Origin of the sequence: Streptomyces polyasparticus, from assembly GCF_014493765.1 — a bacterium.
GTDB lineage: Bacteria > Actinomycetota > Actinomycetes > Streptomycetales > Streptomycetaceae > Streptomyces > Streptomyces polyasparticus.
The window spans coordinates 1-17,903 of sequence record NZ_JACTVJ010000022.1; the positions used below are offsets into that span (position 1 = coordinate 1).

The window sequence follows — 17,903 nt, forward strand, 5'->3', positions numbered from 1 at the left end:
GCTCACGTGAACTCCCTTCTCCGGCGGCTCACGTGAACTCCCTTCTCCGGCGGCTCACTTCGCGTCCGCGTAACACGACACCACCGCCGTACTGAACGGAAACCGCACCGGCGTCTCGCCGAACGCGATCCGGTTGGCCTCCTGCGCGGCCGACCGGATCGCCTCGACGACCGTCGGTGCCTCCGCTTCCGGGCAGTGCACGATGACCTCGTCGTGCTGGAAGAAGACCAGCTCGGCGGCGAGACCGGCCGTGGACATCGAGCGGCGCAGGGCCGCCATCACCAGGAGCGTCCAGTCGGCCGCGCTGCCCTGCACCACGAAATTGCGCGTGAAGCGGCCGCGCGCACGGGTATTGGTCGAGGCATACCCCGGCACCCAGCCCTCCTCGCCCTCGGCGGCCGGCTCGGGCGCGTCCTGCGGAATGCCCGCCTCCTCGGCCTCCCCGGAGCCGGCCGCCGGCGGGCAGGTCCGGCCCAGCCAGGTCCGTACGAGGCGGCCTTCCTCTCCCGCGCGGGCGGCGTCGTCCACATACGCGACCGCGCGCGGGAAGCGCCGCCGAAGGAGCGCCAGGTTCTTCAGGCCGTCGCCCGAGGTCTGCCCGTACACCGCGCCGAGCACCGCGAGCTTCGCCATCTCGCGGTCACCGGAGAACGCCTTGTCCGACACGGCCTGATAGAGATCACCCGGCCGCCCCGCCACCTCCATCAGACCCGGATCGCGGGAGATCGCGGCGAGCACCCGCGGCTCCATCTGGTCGGCGTCCGCGACCACCAGCTTCCAGCCGGGGTCGGCGACGACCGCGCGCCGGATGACCTTGGGGATCTGCAGCGCGCCGCCGCCGTTGGTCACCCAGCGCCCCGTCACCGTGCCGCCCGGCAGGTACTCGGGACGGAACCGGCCCTCGCGCACCCAGTCCTGCAGCCAGGACCAGCCGTGCGCGACCCAGATCCGGTACAGCTTCTTGTACTCGATCAGCGGCTTCACGGCCGGATGGTCGATCGACTCGATCTCCCAGCGCCGCGTCGACTTCACCCTGATCCCGGCCTGCGCGAAGGCCTTCACCACGTCCGCGGGCAGATCCGGCCGTACGCGCCGGCCGAAGGCGGCCGAGACCTCGTCCGCGAGCTCCGCGAGCCGCCGCGGCTCGCCGCCGCCCGCATAGCGCTCGCCGAGCAGCTCGGTCAGGACCTCGCGGTGGACGTCGGCGCTCCAGGGCAGGCCCGAGCGGTTCATCTCGCAGGCGATCAGCATGCCCGCCGACTCGGCCGCGGTGAGCAGGCGCATCCGCCCGGGATGCGCGGCCGCCTCGTGCCGCTTCAGCTGCTCCCCGTACACCTGAAGAAGATCTTCGAGCGATACGGGTACGGGGCCGGGCTCGAAGAGCGAGGACTGCGATCCGGGCTCGGCCGCTCGCTGCGGCGGGTCCGGCGGCACGGGGGCGTGGCGCAGGCGGGCCAGGGCCGCGGCGGCCGAGCGGGGTTCGCCGAGGCGGCCCTCGTGGGCGAGGAGCAGGGACTCGGCGTCCTCGATGTCATAGCAGCGCTCGACGCGGACACCCGCCGCGAGCAGCCGCGGATAGATCCCGAAGGTCGAGCGCCACACCCAGCGCGTGACCTCGGGACGGCTCCGGACGGCCGCGGCGAGATCGGGCTCGCGCAGCACGGGACCCTCGGGCCGCCCGTCCGCGGACAGGCCGACGAGCCGGGCGCCCCCGTCGTCCGTCGCTTCGAGCGCCCATCGCGTCATGCCTCCGATGGTGGCAGCGGGCACTGACAATCGGCGTGCGGCCGCGTGCTCGGGGCGCAGCCACGGCAGGCGTAGACGTTGAAACCAGGCCCCGTCCCCTGGTGCACCTCGGCCACCAGGACCGGGTCGTCGGTGAGCACACCGCACTCCACGCACATACGGACCGGGCGGCGCGGCGGGGTCTTCGGCGGTGGCTGTGTCATGCCGCTGCTCCTCGTACGTGCTGGTCGAGATCGATCCCGTAGTCGGCGGCCAGGACGAGGGCGAGTTGCCTGCGGCGCACGGTGTACGGCCGGACGAGCGCGCTGGCCGCACCGTCGAGCGGTGTGTGTGCGTCGGCGACATATTGGGAGATGGGCCGGGGCCAACTGGCCTGTGCGGGCCGGTTCTTGATGCGGTCGCCCGTCCGGTGGCGTCCCGTACCGGGGAGGATGAGAAGCAGCATCCAGGCCGCTGCGCGGCGGATAAGCTCGGTCATGTCGGCGCTCCTTGCGATGAGCGTTGGCCGTGCCCCCGGACGTTCGCCGCGTCGCGGGGGTCTCTTCGTGGTCGACATTAGTAGTTATCGATACCGACCGATAGTGGTCGATCGTTATCGATCAGTACTGATGATGCACGCCCACTGTCGACCAGTTACGGTCGCTCTCGTGACTGAGGAGATCGACCCGCAGGGCATCGACTACCACTACGTTCAGCTCGCCAACATCCTTGAAGGGCGCATCCGTCGGGGCGAACTCGCCCCGGGCCAGCGCCTTCCCGGGGAGCTGGTGACGGCAGCCGACTTCGGGGTCGGCCCCGTCACCGTCCGGCGCGCCCTCGCGATCCTTCGCGAGAAGGGGCTCGTGGTCACGGTGCACGCCCGCGGCACCTTCGTCGTCCGCGAGCTCCCGGACGCCGCGGGCGACTGAACCTGCCGGAAGCGCGCCGCTTCATCGCCTCTGCGAGGATTTGTCCCGTACGCCGGAACGAACCTCAAGGAGCCCCCACATGCGCGTGGCCCTCGCCCAGACCGACTGCGAGCTCGGCGATGTCGACAAGAACCTGGCCATCGCGCGGGAGCAGATCGAGCAGGCCGTGGCCCAGGGCGCGAATCTCGTGGTCTTCCCCGAGCTCAGTCTGCACGGCTACCACCTGGGCGGGCTCAAGCGGGACGAGTCGATCGCGGCGCAGGACCCGCGGGTCCTCGAACTGAGCACGCTCGGCGCCGACGTCATGGTGGGTCTGCACGAGCACACCAGCCTGCGCGCGTACAACACCTCGGCCTACTACAGCGAGGGCGCCCTGGTGCACGCGCACCGCAAGCTCTACCTGCCGAACTACCTGGCCTGGGAGGAGCGCAAGCACGTCAGCCCCGGCCAGAACATGCGCGCCTACGACCTGCCCCGCGGCGTCGGCCGCGCCGCCACCCTGGTCTGCAACGACGCCTGGCAGCCGGTGCTCCCGTGGCTCGCCGTGCAGGACGGCGCCGAGGTCATCATCGTGCCGACCAACAGCGCCGCGAGCCTCGACCCCGAGGCCATGGACACCGGCCTGTACTGGGACACCCTGCTCTCGTACACGGCCCGCATGCTGCAGTGCTGGGTGGTCTTCGTGAACCGCGTGGGCAACGAGAACGGCGCCACCTTCTGGGGCGGATCCCGGGTCGTCGACCCGCGCGGCACCGTCGTCGCGCAGGCCCCGAAGTGGGAGCCGGGCCTGGTCACGGTCGACATCGACGTGCACGAGGCGCGCCGCCAGCGCCGCGCCGTGCCGCTGGTCGCGGAGGCGCGACTCGGGATGGTCGGCCGCGAGGTGCGCCGCCTGATCGACGAGGGCGGCGACAGCTAGGGCCTGTTCTTGTGGATCAGGCCCTAGGGACTGGACGGACCCCTCCCTCCCGGGGGCCGAGCCCTTCCAAGGCTATCGGCGCCCACTGACAACGCCCCCAGCCTCGTCCGGCTACCCCCGCACCACCTCCGCGTACACCTCGATCGCCGCCCGCGGCTCCCGCCCGAGCAGCCGCCGCAGATCCCCGCGGGACGTGTCCGCCACCCCGCTCCCGTCCAGGAAGCCGCCCTGGATCGCCGAGTACGTGCTGAGCAGCATCGGCACCTGGAACGGCAGGGCCTGCCCGGCGCCGGCGATCGCCGCGCGCGTCGCCTCCAGGGTCCCGGGTTCGTAGGTGCCGCCGACCGCCGCCGCCAACTCGGCGCCCCCGAGCGCCACTTCACCCACCAGCTCGTACGTGCGCCCGGCGTGCGCGGCCGGTTCGAGGGCCACCCGCACCGCCGCCTCCGCGAGGTCCGCCCGCGCCACCGCCGCGAGCCGGCCCTCGCCGAGCGGTGCGGCGATCGTGCCGTCCGGTCCCGGTGCGGCGACGGCGGCCAGGAACTCGGCGTACAGACCGTTCCTGAGCACCGTCCACTCCAGGGACGAGGCGCGCAGCCGGCGCTCGGTCCAGCGGTGGGCCAGTGCGTACGTGAGGTGGTCGCCGTCGCCGCTGAGGCTGGTGTAGACGAGGTGCCGTACGCCTGCCTTCTCGGCGGCGGATATCACCGCCTCGTGCCGGGCCGTCACCACATCGTCCTCGGCGGCGCCCGCGGAGATCATCAACAGGGTGTGGACACCGGAGAAGTCCAGCGACTGCGGATCGTCGAAGTCCACTCGCCGCTGCCCGGGCGCGGGACTGCGCGTACCGACGACGACATCGGAACGGTCCGCGAGCAGCGGCGAGGAGGTGACAAGACGGCCGAGAGCGCCCGCGGCGCCGGTGATCAGGAGCATGCGCTTATCGTTGCGAGGTCCGGCCGTCCGCGTAAGGAGGCACTTTCATGTCACCAGGGCACACCGATGTAACCGCCCCCGCGGATGCCGCCGCTGTAACCGCGTCCGCGGATGCCACCGATGTAACCGCCCCCGCGGATGCCACCGCCGTGCCCGCCCCCGCGGACACCACCGCCCCCGCCGCTCCCCAGGACCCGGTGATCGTCTGCGAGACCCCGCAGGACGAGTGCGGCGTACGCGATGTCCTCGACCGCCTCGGCGACAAGTGGTCGATGTACGTCATGGTCGAGCTGACCGCAGGCACCCTGCGCTTCAAGGAGCTCCAGCGCCGCATCCACGGCGACGTCTCGCAGCGCATGCTGACCCTCACGCTGCGCCGCCTGGAGCGCGACGGACTCGTCAGGCGGACCGTGTACCCGACGGTCCCGCCGCAGGTCGAGTACGAGCTGACGCCGATGGGCCGCAGCATGAGCCACCTCCTGAAGTCCCTCTCCGACTGGTCGATCGCGCACCGCCCCGCCATCGACGAGGCCCGCCGCGTGTACGACGAGAGCCACCCGTGAGCGATGCGGTCACGCGGGCCTTCGAGGCCGCGCTCTACACGGACGACGACGCGGCCCTCGACACGGGCGCCGCACTCCTCGCGGCCGATCTCGCCTCCGTAGGGGAAGCAGGCCGGCGCGGCACGGAGTTCGTCACGCGGGCGTGGCAGCGCGGATGGCAGCCCGCCGATGTCGTACGGATGGTGCGCCGCGAACTGACCGAGGAGCACGCGCAGTTGGCGGCCGGCCTGATCCTCGACGAGACCGGCCGCTACACCGGGGGTCTCCCGGCCCGCTGGGACGACCAGCTTGCCGCGCTGCCCGCGCGAGGCGAACCGGCGGACCGGTTCCTGCACGCCACCGCTCTGCTGGAGCTCTACCGGCTCCTGCTGCGGCTGCCGGCCATCGAACCGGTGGGCCCGGCGCCGGGCACTCCCGCGCACACCGCGCCCGTGAGCGGCGGCCATGAACCGCGCATGCTGACCCGTATCCGCGCCCTGCTCGCGAAGGCCGAGGCGACCGACTTCCCCGACGAGGCGGAGGCGCTGACGGCCAAGGCCCAGGAGCTGATGGCCCGCCACAGCATCGACGAGGCGCTGCTCGCCCACCGCGAGCACTCGGCCGAGGCGCCGCGCGCCTGCCGGATCGGCGTGGACGCCCCGTACGAGACCGCGAAGGCGATCCTGCTCGACGCGGTGGCCACGGCGAACCGCTGCCGCGCGGTGTGGAACGAGTCCTTCGGCTTCTCCACCGTGGTCGGCTTCGCGCCCGACCTGGAGATGGCGGAGGTCCTGTACACCTCGCTCCTCGTGCAGGGCACGGCGGCGATGACCCGCGCGGAGGCGGCCCAGCGCTCGGGCGGCCGCCGCCGCACGAAGACCTTCCGCCAGTCCTTCCTGATGGCGTACGCGCATCGGGTGGGCGAACGCCTCGCCGCGGCCTCGGACCACGTGGCGGCCGAGGACTACTCGCTCCTTCCGGTCCTCGCGGCCCGCGAGGTCGCGGTGACGGGCGCGGTGGACGAGATGTTCCCGTCGACGCAGCGGACGCGGGTCCGGGGAGTGGACGACGCGGCGGGCTGGGAGCACGGGCGGGCAGCGGCGGACGAGGCGACTCAGCCCCTGCCGGGGGTACCTCCCACGCCCTTAAGGCAGTGGGGGAGCTTGAGCAGATCCGACCGGAGGTCGGATGCGGGGTCCGGGGCGTAGCCCCGGTTTCGGGAAGGGGCGGGGCGGGGAGGAAAGCCCGCCGCAGGCGCCCCACCCGCACCCGAGCACCCGCCGCAACCGCCGCAAATCCCCCAATACGGGACGTATCCTTACCGGGTGAGCTGGCTCAAGGCGCTGAAGGAGACCACGCGCTCCGGCCTGAAGGTCGAGCGCAGCCGGCTCGAACCCCTCTTCGCGCTGCGCGCCACCGCCGGCCTCGCCCTCGTCGTCTGCAGCAGCTTCGCCCTGATGGGCCCGGAGGCCGCCGTCAGCTCGGCGTTCGGCGCGCTGCAGGCCGCGATCGCCACCTTCCAGCGCAGCTGGCGCCCGCGCCCGGTGCTCGCGCTCGCCTCGGGCACGACGCTCGCGATCACCACCTTCCTCGGCTATCTCGCGGGCGCCCATCTGGTCCTGTTCATCGCCCTGCTCGCGCTGTGGACCTTCCTGGCGGGCCTGACCTGGGCACTCGGTCCGACCGTCGGTGTGATCGCCTCGTCGAACGTGGCCATGGTGCTCGTCACCGTCACCCTGCCCACCACCGTCGCCGAAGCGGCGGGGCACGCCGCCGTGATCTTCCTCGGCGGGCTCGTCCAGGCGGCCCTGATCGTCCTCTTCCCCATCCGCCGCTGGGGCGCTCAGCGCGACGCGCTCGCGGACGCGCTCGCCGCCGAGGCGGACTACGCGCGCCGGTTGCGCCACGATCCGACCGCGGCCTTCGATCCGGCGCCCCTGATGGCGGCACGCGAGGCGGCGGTGGTCACCGCGCGCCAGGCCCGTACGCGCCCCTCCGAACTGCACGGCGCACGCGGCCTCGCCGAACGCATCCGGCCCGTGCTCGCCTCCCTCGCCGACCCGGCCGTCGGCGCCGCGGACGAGGGCCCGGAGCGCGACCGGGTGCGCGAACTGCTCGCCGCGGCGGGCGCGATCCTCGACGCCGCGGCCCGCGCGATCCGCCACGGCGAACCCGTCGCGCTCCCGCCCGGCGCGGTCGCCGCGCTGCGCACCCCGGACACCGGCGCGATCCTCACCGGCCCGGCCTACCGGGCGTCGCGCCGGCTCGCGGCCCTGCTCGACGACGTGGTGGAGACGGCCACCCCGGACACGGCGGCGGCCGTACCCAAGACGGTCCTGGCCCGGCTGGCACTGGTGGTGCGCCGCAGATCGCCCGAAGGCCGAGCCGCGTCACGGCACTTGAAGCAGGCCGCAGAAGCCCAAGCCCCCGAAGGCACCGTCGGCGGAGCCCCTGCCGGAGCCCGCGCCGCAGCCCATGCTCCCGCCGCGGCCCAGCCGCCCGCCGCCGTCCTGTCCGACACCCGCCCCATCCCCCTGCTCCGCCCCAGCGTCCCCGCCCTCGGCCCGCGCGCCGCCCGCACCCTGCGCGACGAGCTCAAGGTGAGCGGATCGCCGTATCTGCGGCATGCGATCCGCGTGACCGCCGTGGTCGTCATCGGCTACGTGACGGGCCACAACCTGCCCTTCGGGCACGGCTATTGGGCCCCGCTCGCCTCCGTGATGGTGATGCGCCCGGACTTCTCGCAGACGTACGGCCGCGCGGTCGCCCGTTTCGGCGGCACCCTCGTCGGCGTCTCGCTCGCCTCGGTCGTCGTGTTCGCCGCCGAGCCGGGGCAGCGGCTGTCGCTCGCCCTGGCGATCGTCTGCGCGGGCCTGATGTATCTGCTGCTGCGCACCGGCTATGTGGTCGTCCAGGTCCTGATCGCCGCGTACATCGTCTTCCTGCTCGGCGCGATCGGCGCGGACGTCGGCCAGACCGTCTACGAACGCGTGCTGCTCACCCTGCTCGGCGGGCTGCTCGCGATGATCTCGTACGCGGTGTACCCGGCCTGGGAGACCCCGCGGCTGCGCACGAAGCTGGCCGACTGGCTGGTCGCGGACGGCCGGTACGCCGCGGCGGTCATCGAGCAGTACGCCGCACCGTCCGGCCAGGGCGAGGTCCGCCAGGCGCTGCTCGACTCGCGGGCGGCCCGGATCGCCTGGCGGGAGGCGCTGCAGCGGGCCGCCATCGAACCCGTGCGCCACCGGGGCCTGTCCCACGCGGCGGCGGACGGGGCGGGCGAGGCGCTCGCGCAGATCGCCCGGATCGGCATGCTCATGGAGGCCCATGTGCCCGAGCGCGGCACGACTCCGGTGCCGGCCGCGGCCCAACTCGCGGACGCGCTGCGGGAGTCGGCGGACCAGGGCGCGAAGGCGGTGCGCGAGCGCAGGGTGCCGGACTGGAGGCCCGTACGCGAGTGCCTGGAGAACTGGGACGGCGAGGGCGTCCCCGACCGGGTGGTGCTGCGCGGTGCGCGGCTGCTGCTCGACGCCCTGGACGAGCTGTCGGACGCACTGGAGCCAGCGCCGCCGAGGTGACGCCCGAGATCTATCCGTAGGAAATCTCCTACGTTTGACAGGTAGGAAATTCCCTACATATTGTGGAGCGCATGAACATCACCCACGCTTCCTTCCTCACCGTCCCCGTCTCCGACCAGGACGCGGCCCTGCGCTTCTACACCGAGACCCTCGGCTTCAAGGTCGTCGGCGACCGCCAGATGCCGCCCGGCCGCTGGCTGCAGGTCGCGCCCGAAGGCGCCCAGACCGTGCTCACGCTCTCCGGCCCCGGCATGGGCGGCTTCACGCCCGGCCAGGCGCAGGGGATCATGTTCCTCACGACCGATGTCGACGCGGACGCCGAGCGGCTCAGGGCCGCCGGGGTCGAGGTCAGCGGGCCCGACCCGATGCCGTGGGGCCGCATGGCGGGCTTCACGGACCCCGACGGCAACGGCTTCATGCTGCTCACGGAGCAGCCGCAGGAGAACGCGTACGGCACCGCCTGAGACCGGAAGGACCCCCGTGGCCACCACGAGCGCCGCACCCGAGGACCGGGTCTTCGCCGCCCTCGCCAACAGCACCCGCCGCGAGGTGCTGAGGCTGCTGCGCGAGGACGGCCCGCAGCCCGTGCAGGCGCTCGCCGACCACTTCGACATGGCACGTCCGAGCCTCTCGGAACACCTCAAGGTGCTCCGGGAGGCCGGTCTCGTCTCGGAGGAGCGCCAGGGCCGGCAGCGGATCTACCGCCTGGAGGCCCTGCCGCTCGCCGAGGTGCAGGACTGGCTCCATCCGTACGAGCGGTTCTGGCGCGACAGGTTCAAGGAGCTGGGTGCTCTGCTCGACCGGCTGCCCGACGATGAGGCGGACCCTGCTCCCCGTACGAGATGAAGCGTGATCATGCCCGTGTACGAGCACGAAACCGACGGCGACGACGGCGATCTCACGACCATCCGCGTCGCCCAGTTCCTGCCGCACCCGCCCGCCAAGGTCTGGCGCGCGCTCACCGAGCCCGAGCTGATCGCGCAGTGGATGATGCCCGGTGCCCGCCGCGGAGCGGCTGACGGATGCTTCCGCCTGGAGGTCGGCCACCGCTACACGATGACCGCGCTGCCGCGGCCCAACACCGAGTTCTCCGGGACCGTCGCCGCCGAGGTGCTCGCATACGAGACGGAGCGGATGCTCGCCGTCCGGTGGCAGGACGCGCAGCGTCCGGATGCCGCGGACTGGACGATCACCTGGACCCTGGAGCCGGAAGGGCGCGGGACGCGTCTCTTCCTTGTGCACGAGGGTTTCGATCCGGACGATCCCACGCAGCTCATGGCCCGCAAGATCATGGGCGGCGGCTGGCGCTCGTCCGTGATCACCGCGCTCAGGGCGGTTCTCGACGCGCTCTGACGGAGCGCTCCCGGGGCTGTAACCAGCCGCGCACCCCGCGTGCACGTGCATCTGCCCATGCATCTGCAGGTGAACACAGCTATGATCCGGGGCAGTTGACCGCACCGCATCATCAGTCACAGTGCCAACGGGAGCGACTTGTGGACCACGCGTACAACGGTATGGCGGCCACAGAGCTCGACGGGGTCGTCTGGCAGAAGAGCAGGCACAGCAACTCCCAAGGTGCCTGCGTGGAGTTCGCCAGGCTGACGGAAGGTCGAGTGGCGGTGCGCAACTCGAACTTTCCCGACGGGCCGGCCCTCGTCTACACGCGCGCGGAGATAGAGGCGATGCTCCTCGGCGTGAAGGACGGCGAGTTCGACCACCTGATAGCCGGGGCCTGACGCGCCGGAAAGTGTTCCGGCCGGCACGAGGCCGACCGGAAACAGCTGCTGCGCCCGCGGGAGAACCGCTGCTACGCCAGCCGGAACAGCGCCCACACGACCTTGCCGCCCAGCGTCCCGGCCAGCGGGTGCCAGCCCCAGCTGTCGGCGAAGGACTCCACGAGGAACAGACCGCGGCCGCATTCGGCCGAGAAGTCCTCGTACGCCTCCTCCTCGCGCGAGACCGGGCTCTCCTGGCTGGGGTCGCGCACCGCGCACACGAGCCGCGAGCTCCAGCGCATCAGATGCAGTCGCACGGGAGCCGCGTCGTCGCGCACGGTGTCCGCGGGCAGGGCGTGGCGCAGCGCGTTGGTGACGAGTTCGGAGACCACCAGGGCGACGTCGTCGAAACGGTCGTCGAGCTGCCACTCGGTGAGGGTGGAGCGGGTGAACTGGCGTGCTCCGCGCACCGCTTCATAGCGGGCGGGCAGTGCGACCGAGGCCGCATTCGACACCGCTGAGGGGTCGATGGGGGGAAGCCCCTGCCGTAACGGCTCGAGCATGGTCGATCCATTCGTCCCCATGCGAGGCACTCCCGGTTCCGCGGCCGTAGCGATGTTGCGGTGGTGCGCGGGCCCATCGTTCCGAATGCGTACGGCGGATGCAAGGGCAGATGCACGTGCACGTGCCGGAGTTGGACCTTCAAGTACCGGTTCTTGCTTATTTCTTCCTGCGTATTCTTTCGTAGTCGTTCTGTGAGGGAGTTGTTTCTGTAACCGAATGAGTACGCGCAGGAGCGTTTAATGGCAGACTTCGGCTCCTGTAGGGGCCCGAGTGGGCTGGGGAGGGTTGAAGTTCAGTGACGGCTGGGGAGTCGAGCGGCTCAGTGGTGCGGCGCATCCTTCTGGGATCGCAGCTGCGGCGCCTGAGGGAATCGCGCGGGATCACGCGCGAGCAGGCCGGCTACTCGATCCGTGCCTCCGAATCGAAGATCAGCCGCATGGAGTTGGGACGGGTGAGCTTCAAGGCGAGGGACGTGGAGGACCTGTTGACGCTGTACGGCGTCACGGCCGAGGGCGAACGCGGGCCCTTGCTCGATCTCGCCCGCGAGGCCAACTTGGCGGGCTGGTGGCACAGTTACTCGGACGTGCTCCCCGGCTGGTTCCAGACCTACGTGGGTCTCGAAGGCGCCGCCTCCCTGATCCGGCTGTACGAAGTGCAGTTCGTGAACGGCCTGTTGCAGACCGAGGCGTACGCCCACGCGGTCGTCACGCGCAATGCGGAGGGCCTGGGCCGTGCGGAGGTCGACCGCCGGGTCGCGCTGCGCCTGGAGCGCCAGAAGCTGCTCGTCGACGAGCGTGGACCGCAGCTGCACTGCGTGCTCGACGAGGCCGCGCTGCGCCGCCCGTATGGGGACCGATCGGTCATGCGCGGGCAGTTGGAGCATTTGATCGAGGTGTCCGAGCGGCCGAATGTCACCCTTCAGGTGATGCCGTTCAGCTTCGGCGGCCACGCGGGGGAGTCGGGCGCCTTCGCTCTGCTGCGCTTCCCCGAATCGGACCTTTCCGACGTCGTCTACCTCGAACAGCTGACCAGTGCCCTGTACCTCGACAAGCGCGAAGAGGTCGCGCAGTACGAGAAGGTCATGGAGCGGCTGCAGAACGACAGTCCGAATCCGGACCAGACTCGTGATCTGCTCCGTGGTCTGCTCCAGCTGTCCTGAAACACAAGTACGATGAACAACTGCCGGACTATCAGGATCAGTTGACTGCTCACACGCGCCCGGGGGTTCGCATGTCCTTCTTCACCGACCTGGGCCGGCAGTACATCGACGGCCAGTGGCGTACGGGCAACGGGTCCTGGGACATCATCGACTTCAACCCGTACAACGGCGAGAAGCTCGCCGCGGTGACCGTGGCCAGCCGCTTCGAAGTGGACGAGGCCTACCGCGCGGCCGAGCGGGTGCAGAAGGAGTGGGCCGAGACCTCCCCGTATGCCAGGAGAGCCGTCATCGAGCGGGCCCTGCGGGTCACCGAGGAGCTCGAGGACGAGATCGCGGACGCGATCGTCGAGGAGCTCGGCGGCACCTGGCTCAAGGCGCGTTACGAGGTCCACCTGGCCAAGGAGTTCCTGCGCGAGGCGATCCAGCTCGCGCTGATCCCCGAGGGCCGCATCATCGCCTCCCCGACAGCGGGCAAGGAGAACCGGCTCTACCGCAACCCGGTCGGTGTCGTGGGCGTGATCAGCCCGTTCAACTTCCCTTTCCTGGTGACGATGAAGTCCGTGGCCCCGGCGCTCGCGCTCGGCAACGGCGTGGTGATCAAGCCGAACCAGAACACCCCGGTGGTCGGCGGCGGCCTGATCGCCAAGATCTTCGAGGACGCGGGGCTGCCGCCCGGCCTGCTCAACGTCCTGATCACGGACATCGCGGAGATCGGTGACGCGCTCATCGAGCACCCGGTGCCCAAGGTGATCTCCTTCGCCGGCTCCGACCGCGTCGGGCAGCATGTGGGCGCCGTCACGGCCGCCCACTTCAAGAAGGCCATTCTCCAACTCAGCGGCAACAGCGCCCTGGTGGTGCTCGACGACGCCGATGTGGACTACGCCGTGGACGCCGCCGTCTTCAGCCGCTTCATCTACCAGGGCCAGGTCTGCATGGCCGCCAACCGCATCCTGGTGGACCGCTCGCTGTGGGACGAGTTCACCGGGAAGTTCCTCGCGCGCGTACGAGCGCTCAAGACCGGCGACCCGCGCGACCCGGAGACCCACATCGGCCCGGTGATCAACGAGTTCCAGGCGGACGCACTCGGCGTCCTCGTGCAGCAGGCACTCGACGAGGGCGCGACCGCGCTGATCCACGGCCGCACCGTCGGCAACCTCGTCGAGCCGACCGTCCTGACCGGACTGCCGGTGGACTCCCCGATCCTGCGCCAGGAGCTCTTCGGCCCGGTGGCGCTCCTGGTGCCCTTCGACGACGAGGAGCACGCGGTACGGATCGCCAACGACACCCCGTACGGACTGAGCGGCGCGGTGCACACGGCCGATGTGGAGCGGGGCGTGCGCTTCGCCAAGCGCATCGAGACCGGGATGATGCACGTCAACGACGGGACCGTGCACGACGAGCCCTTCGTGGCCTTCGGCGGCGAGAAGCACTCGGGGCTCGGACGGCTGAACGGGGACGCGACGGTGGAGGCCTTCACCACGCAGAAGTGGATCTCGGTGCAGCACGGGCGCAGCCAGTTCCCCTTGTAGTCATTGTGTGGCGCTGCGCATCTAGGACAGCGGCTGACCGCAAGGGCCCGTAGCGTGGTGTCTGTCAGCAAGGGACAGGCGCTGCGAAAGGCGGACGGACCATGGTCACCCACGTATCGGCAGAGGCCCACGGCGATGAGCGCGGGGCGCTGCTCGCCTTCATCGAGGAGGCCCGTGGCGGGCTGCGCCGCTCGGTGCTCGGCCTGCGCGACGAGCAGGCCTCGGCCAAGCCCAGCGCCAGCGAGCTCTCCCTGGCCGGCCTGATCAAGCATGTCGCCGAGGTCGAGCAGGGCTGGATCGCCAAGGCCAAGGGCGAGCCGGCGCGCATGCAGCGCGACGAGTCCAACTGGCACGAGTGCTTCACGCTCGTGGGGGACGAGACGGTCAGCTCGCAGCTCGCGTACTGGAAGCAAGTCGCGGACGAGACCGAGGAGTTCTTCCGCTCGGCCCCCGACCTGAACGCGACCTTCGCGCTGCCGGACGAGCCCTGGTACCCCAAGGGCGAGCGGGTCTCCCTGCGCTGGGTCGGCCTCCACCTCATCCGCGAACTCAACCGGCACGCGGGCCACGCCGACATCATCCGCGAGTCCCTCGACGGCAAGTCGGCCTGGGATCTGGTGGCCGAGGAGAGCGGGCAGAGCTGGGGGTAGGGCTTCAGGTCCCGGACCTCAGGTCCCGGACCTCAGATCCCGGACCTCAGATCCCGGACCTCAGATCCCGGACCTCAGATCCCGGACCTCAGATCCTCCAGCCGCGCCAGGTCGTCGCGTACCGACTCCCGCTCCTCTTCGGTGAGTTGGACCGCGGCGGCCTGTTCGCATGCCGTACGGGCCCTCGCGTCGTCGCCGAGCCGCAGGGCCACGTCCGCTCGCAGGACGAGGAGTTTGAGGAGCTGGACGGAAGTGGGCCGCTCGTCCTCCATCCCGAGCACCCGGTCGATGATCTTCGCCGCGCCGGCCGGGTCCTCCTTGGAGTCGGCAAAGAGGGACGCGTTGTGCAGCGCCCGCGCGAAGGTCTCCTTGGGAGCGGGCCTGTGGTACAGGTCCTCGCTGATCGGCTGGCCGACGCGGATGCAGTTCCCGCCCGGGTCCGTCATCAGGAACTGCCGCACGCCGTACGACATGTCCTTGAGCGTGCCGATCCGCGGCAGCCCGCGCGTGGGGATCTTCCCGTACGTCTCCTTGAGGCCGGACCTGAAGGCCTCGTAGAGGGAGTCGACGTCGTCGGTCAGGACGTAGCAGGTGCTGTAACTGCCCTGCGGATCGTGCGCCTTCAGGCCGAAGAACTGCAGCTCGATGTCGCCGTACTCCACAACGGCGAACGGGTTGGGGCTCTTCTGCTGGAAGGTGATCTCGAAGCCGAGCGCCGTGTAGAAGTCGAGTACCGGCTGGAGGGTCTGGCAAGGGAGGATGGGGATCGTCCTCGCCTTGGACGTCCTTGCGGTGGGGGTCTTTGCCATGGGGGTAGTCTAGTCAAAGTTGAATAGAAAGGACCTGTGTATGTCCGGCCCCTCAGCGATCCGTCTGCTCGTCCTCGGCGCCGTCCGCCAGCACGGGCGCGCCCATGGCTACCAGGTGCGCAACGACCTGGAGTTCTGGGGCGCGGACGACTGGTCCAACGCCAAGCCGGGCTCGATCTATCACGCGCTCAAGCAGATGGCGAAGCAAGGGCTGCTGCTCGCGCACGAGATCGCACCGTCCACGGCGGGCGGCCCGCCGCGCACCGAGTACGAGGTCACCGAGAAGGGCACCGAGGAGTACTTCTCCCTGCTCAAGGAGTCCCTGGTCGCCTACGACCAGAAGATGGACGTGCTGTCCTCGGCCATCGGCTTCATCGTCGACCTGCCGCGCGAGGAGGCGGTCACCTTGCTGAAGAAGCGGGTCGAGGGGATCGAGGCCTGGCGGGCCGGTGTCACCGAGCACTACATCCCCGAGGACGGGCCCGAACAGCTCGGCCACATCGGCGAGATCATGCACCTGTGGGTGCACTCGGCGGACGCGGGGGCGGAGTGGACGCGGGGCCTGATCGAGCGCATCGAGGGCGGGGCGTACACGTTCTCGGGGGAGGGCGAGCCCTTTGTGGGGGTGCTCGCGGAGGGCCAGGAGAACCCGTACGCGTCGGGTGAGGTGCATCCCGGGGATCGGGAGTAGGGGCTCCTTCGCGGGAGTCGGGTTCCTGCGCGGGGGTGGGGAGTCCTGCGCGGGGGTGGGGAGTCCTTCGCGGGGGCGGGGAGTCCTTCGCGGCGGCGGGGAGTCCTTCGCGGCGGCGGCGGGAGCGGCCGAGGATTCTCCGTAATCAAGTTTGACTAATGCCGGGGCGGGCAGTACCTTCGAGCACCTAGTCAAGTTTGACTAATAGGGTGCGAGGGGAGAAGGAGGCCCATGACCGACGCGATCACCATCGAGGGCGTACGGAAGACCTACGGCGCCAAGCGGGCGCTCGACGGCCTGGACCTGACCGTCGCGCGGGGCACGGTGCACGGAGTGCTCGGCCCGAACGGGGCGGGCAAGACCACCGCCGTACGGATCATGGCGACGCTGCTGCGGCACGACGAGGGACACGTGCGGGTCGCCGGCTTCGACGTGACGACGCACGCGGACGAGGTGCGCCGGCGGATCGGTCTGCTCGGGCAGCACGCGGCGGTGGACGAGGACCTGAGCGGGCGGCAGAACCTGGAGATGTTCGGCCGGCTGTACCACCTGGGCGCGCGGCGGGCGCGGACGCGGGCCGGTGAACTGCTCGAACGGTTCGGGCTCGGGGACACCGGCAGCAAGGCGGTCAAGCAGTACAGCGGCGGCATGCGGCGGCGCCTCGACCTCGCGGCCTCGCTGATCACGGACCCCGAGGTGCTGTTCCTGGACGAGCCGACCACCGGTCTCGACCCGCGGGCGCGCGGCGAGGTGTGGGGCGCGGTGCGCTCGCTGGTCGGCGGCGGCACGACCGTGCTGCTCACGACGCAGTACCTGGAGGAGGCGGACCAGCTGGCGAACCGTATCTCCGTGATCGACCGCGGCCGTGTGATCGCCGACGGCACCTCCGACGAGCTCAAGGCGAAGACAGGCGGCGACCGGATCGACGTGGTGCTGCACGATCCGGCCCAACTGGCGCACGTCGCCGGACTGTTGCCCGGAGAGGCCACGGTCGATACGGATCTGCGCCTGGTCAGTGCGCCGGTCGCGGACCGGATGGCGGCGCTCACCCACGTCGTACGGGCGTTGCAGGAGGCCGGGATCGAGGCGGAGGACATCGCGCTGCGGCGGCCGACGCTGGACGAGGTGTTCCTGGATCTGACGGGGCGGCCCGGTGCCGAGGCCGAGAAGGAGGACGCATGAGTACGTCGATGACGGCAGGGGCGGTCGGCGATGCCGGATCCGGCGGTACGCGGCTGGGCTGGGCGCTCGCCGACTCCTGGACCATGACCCGGCGCGAGCTGCTGCACTGGGCGCGCCAGCCCGTGCAGGTCGTGGTGGGCCTGGCCTTTCCGGTGATGCTGCTCCTGATGTTCGGCTACCTGATGGGCGGCGGCCTCGGGATCGAGGGCAACTACCGCGAGTATCTGGTGCCGGGCATGTTCGCCCTGACCATGGCGTTCGGGCTGGACGCCACGATGGTCGCGGTCACGCAGGACCTCAACAAGGGAGTGGTGGACCGCTTCCGCTCCATGCCGATGACCAACGGGGCGGTCCTGGTGGGCCGTTCGGTCGCCGACATGCTGCAGTCCCTGCTCTCGCTGGTGCTCCTCATGGCGGTGGGGCTCGCGGTGGGCTGGCGCTGGCACGGCTCGTTCGGGGCGGTGCTCGCCGCGATGGGGCTGCTGTTGCTGCTGCGCTTCGCGATGCTCTGGATGGGCATCCACCTCGCGATGGTGGCCGGCAAGCCGGAGCTGGTGATGGCCGTGCAGATCCTGGTCTGGCCGGTCAGCTTCCTCTCCAACGCGTTCGCGACTCCGCAGTCCATGCCGGGTTGGCTGGGCGCGACGGTCGAGTGGAACCCGATGTCGGCCACGGCGACGGCGGTACGCGATCTGTTCGGCAACGAGGGCGGTGTGTCGTCGGCGTCCTGGGCGTCCGAGCACGCCGCGCTGCTCGCGGTGGTGTGGCCGGTGGTCCTGGTGGCGGTGTTCTTCCCGCTGGCGGTACGGAGGTTCGCGCGGCTCAGTAAGTAGTCGGGGGCGGCATCGTCGTTCCGGGTGCGGCACCGGCAATCCGAAGCGAACGGCGATCCGTCGAGAAAAAGGGGAACCCCGTCCCGGCCCGCGGTGTATCAGAAGTACTTGCCGACCGCCCGACGCGGTCGGCGCCGGGCAC

21 protein-coding genes are annotated in these 17,903 nt (G+C 70.8%); 15 read left to right on the plus strand and 6 right to left on the minus strand.

What is annotated here, in order from left to right:
• Nucleotides 1-54 precede the first annotated feature (54 nt).
• The 3 genes from H9Y04_RS35635 to H9Y04_RS35645 are packed head-to-tail and all read right to left on the minus strand — an operon-like array spanning nt 55 to nt 2,224.
• Nucleotides 55-1,746 (minus strand): bifunctional 3'-5' exonuclease/DNA polymerase, encoded by a 1,692-nt coding sequence (locus H9Y04_RS35635; RefSeq protein ID WP_187818325.1) that lies wholly within the window; start codon nt 1,744-1,746, stop codon nt 55-57.
• Nucleotides 1,743-1,949 (minus strand): hypothetical protein, encoded by a 207-nt coding sequence (locus H9Y04_RS35640; protein ID WP_187818326.1) that lies wholly within the window; start codon nt 1,947-1,949, stop codon nt 1,743-1,745. Before H9Y04_RS35640 ends, H9Y04_RS35635 begins: the two co-directional genes overlap by 4 nt.
• On the minus strand, nt 1,946-2,224 hold the full coding sequence (locus H9Y04_RS35645) for a hypothetical protein (RefSeq protein ID WP_187818327.1): 279 nt from the start codon (nt 2,222-2,224) through the stop codon (nt 1,946-1,948). The genes H9Y04_RS35640 and H9Y04_RS35645 overlap by 4 nt, the downstream gene beginning before the upstream one ends.
• Nucleotides 2,225-2,393: 169 nt before the next feature.
• Between H9Y04_RS35645 and H9Y04_RS35650 the strand changes: the two genes are divergently transcribed.
• Together H9Y04_RS35650 and H9Y04_RS35655 are read left to right on the plus strand one after the other, a co-directional pair.
• Nucleotides 2,394-2,654 carry a GntR family transcriptional regulator gene (locus H9Y04_RS35650; RefSeq protein WP_308801552.1) on the plus strand — a complete coding sequence of 87 codons (261 nt, stop codon included), beginning with the start codon at nt 2,394-2,396 and terminating at the stop codon, nt 2,652-2,654.
• Nucleotides 2,655-2,733: 79 nt separating this feature from the next.
• Nucleotides 2,734-3,573: a nitrilase-related carbon-nitrogen hydrolase gene (locus H9Y04_RS35655; RefSeq protein WP_187818328.1), complete on the plus strand. Its 840-nt coding sequence runs from the start codon at nt 2,734-2,736 to the stop codon at nt 3,571-3,573.
• A gap of 111 nt (nt 3,574-3,684) precedes the next feature.
• Here H9Y04_RS35655 and H9Y04_RS35660 read toward each other — a convergent pair whose 3' ends face one another.
• Entirely contained in the window at nt 3,685-4,509 is an 825-nt protein-coding gene (locus H9Y04_RS35660; RefSeq protein WP_187818329.1) for an NAD(P)H-binding protein, read from the minus strand.
• A gap of 47 nt (nt 4,510-4,556) precedes the next feature.
• Between H9Y04_RS35660 and H9Y04_RS47085 the strand changes: the two genes are divergently transcribed.
• The 7 genes from H9Y04_RS47085 to H9Y04_RS35695 all read left to right on the plus strand — a co-directional run bounded on the left by H9Y04_RS47085 (nt 4,557) and on the right by H9Y04_RS35695 (nt 10,365).
• Nucleotides 4,557-5,072 carry a winged helix-turn-helix transcriptional regulator gene (locus tag H9Y04_RS47085; protein ID WP_187818330.1) on the plus strand — a complete coding sequence of 172 codons (516 nt, stop codon included), beginning with the start codon at nt 4,557-4,559 and terminating at the stop codon, nt 5,070-5,072.
• Nucleotides 5,069-6,259, plus strand: a complete 1,191-nt coding sequence (locus tag H9Y04_RS35670; RefSeq protein ID WP_187818331.1) for a DUF2786 domain-containing protein — start codon at nt 5,069-5,071, stop codon at nt 6,257-6,259. The genes H9Y04_RS47085 and H9Y04_RS35670 overlap by 4 nt, the downstream gene beginning before the upstream one ends.
• Nucleotides 6,260-6,376: 117 nt before the next feature.
• Nucleotides 6,377-8,629, plus strand: coding sequence for an FUSC family protein (locus H9Y04_RS35675; protein WP_187818332.1), 2,253 nt, complete (start codon nt 6,377-6,379; stop codon nt 8,627-8,629).
• A 71-nt stretch (nt 8,630-8,700) separates the two neighbouring features.
• The gene (locus H9Y04_RS35680; protein WP_187818333.1) at nt 8,701-9,093 is read left to right on the plus strand and encodes a VOC family protein; all 393 of its coding nucleotides are present in this window, start codon (nt 8,701-8,703) and stop codon (nt 9,091-9,093) included.
• A gap of 16 nt (nt 9,094-9,109) precedes the next feature.
• The gene (locus H9Y04_RS35685) at nt 9,110-9,475 is read left to right on the plus strand and encodes an ArsR/SmtB family transcription factor (protein ID WP_187818334.1); all 366 of its coding nucleotides are present in this window, start codon (nt 9,110-9,112) and stop codon (nt 9,473-9,475) included.
• 9 nt (nt 9,476-9,484) lie between these two features.
• Nucleotides 9,485-9,982, plus strand: coding sequence for an SRPBCC family protein (locus H9Y04_RS35690; protein ID WP_187818415.1), 498 nt, complete (start codon nt 9,485-9,487; stop codon nt 9,980-9,982).
• 161 nt (nt 9,983-10,143) lie between these two features.
• The gene (locus H9Y04_RS35695; RefSeq protein ID WP_214661971.1) at nt 10,144-10,365 is read left to right on the plus strand and encodes a DUF397 domain-containing protein; all 222 of its coding nucleotides are present in this window, start codon (nt 10,144-10,146) and stop codon (nt 10,363-10,365) included.
• Between the two features lie 71 nt (nt 10,366-10,436).
• Here H9Y04_RS35695 and H9Y04_RS35700 read toward each other — a convergent pair whose 3' ends face one another.
• Nucleotides 10,437-10,928, minus strand: coding sequence for an ATP-binding protein (locus tag H9Y04_RS35700; protein WP_187818336.1), 492 nt, complete (start codon nt 10,926-10,928; stop codon nt 10,437-10,439).
• 275 nt (nt 10,929-11,203) lie between these two features.
• On the opposite strand from H9Y04_RS35700, the gene H9Y04_RS35705 reads away from it, so the two are divergent.
• From H9Y04_RS35705 to H9Y04_RS35715, 3 genes are all read left to right on the plus strand, one after another.
• The gene (locus H9Y04_RS35705) at nt 11,204-12,067 is read left to right on the plus strand and encodes a Sco1979 family transcriptional regulator (RefSeq protein ID WP_187818337.1); all 864 of its coding nucleotides are present in this window, start codon (nt 11,204-11,206) and stop codon (nt 12,065-12,067) included.
• A gap of 71 nt (nt 12,068-12,138) precedes the next feature.
• Nucleotides 12,139-13,596 (plus strand): aldehyde dehydrogenase family protein, encoded by a 1,458-nt coding sequence (locus tag H9Y04_RS35710; RefSeq protein WP_187818338.1) that lies wholly within the window; start codon nt 12,139-12,141, stop codon nt 13,594-13,596.
• Between the two features lie 101 nt (nt 13,597-13,697).
• Entirely contained in the window at nt 13,698-14,246 is a 549-nt protein-coding gene (locus H9Y04_RS35715) for a DinB family protein (RefSeq protein ID WP_187818339.1), read from the plus strand.
• 74 nt (nt 14,247-14,320) lie between these two features.
• Here H9Y04_RS35715 and H9Y04_RS35720 read toward each other — a convergent pair whose 3' ends face one another.
• Nucleotides 14,321-15,055, minus strand: coding sequence for a bleomycin resistance protein (locus H9Y04_RS35720; RefSeq protein WP_187818340.1), 735 nt, complete (start codon nt 15,053-15,055; stop codon nt 14,321-14,323).
• A 40-nt stretch (nt 15,056-15,095) separates the two neighbouring features.
• On the opposite strand from H9Y04_RS35720, the gene H9Y04_RS35725 reads away from it, so the two are divergent.
• The 3 genes from H9Y04_RS35725 (at nt 15,096) to H9Y04_RS35735 (ending at nt 17,761) form a co-directional block, all read left to right on the plus strand.
• Nucleotides 15,096-15,746: a PadR family transcriptional regulator gene (locus H9Y04_RS35725; RefSeq protein WP_187818341.1), complete on the plus strand. Its 651-nt coding sequence runs from the start codon at nt 15,096-15,098 to the stop codon at nt 15,744-15,746.
• A 231-nt stretch (nt 15,747-15,977) separates the two neighbouring features.
• Nucleotides 15,978-16,928 (plus strand): ATP-binding cassette domain-containing protein, encoded by a 951-nt coding sequence (locus H9Y04_RS35730; protein ID WP_187818342.1) that lies wholly within the window; start codon nt 15,978-15,980, stop codon nt 16,926-16,928.
• Entirely contained in the window at nt 16,925-17,761 is an 837-nt protein-coding gene (locus tag H9Y04_RS35735; protein WP_236071887.1) for an ABC transporter permease, read from the plus strand. Before H9Y04_RS35730 ends, H9Y04_RS35735 begins: the two co-directional genes overlap by 4 nt.
• Nucleotides 17,762-17,903 lie beyond the last annotated feature (142 nt).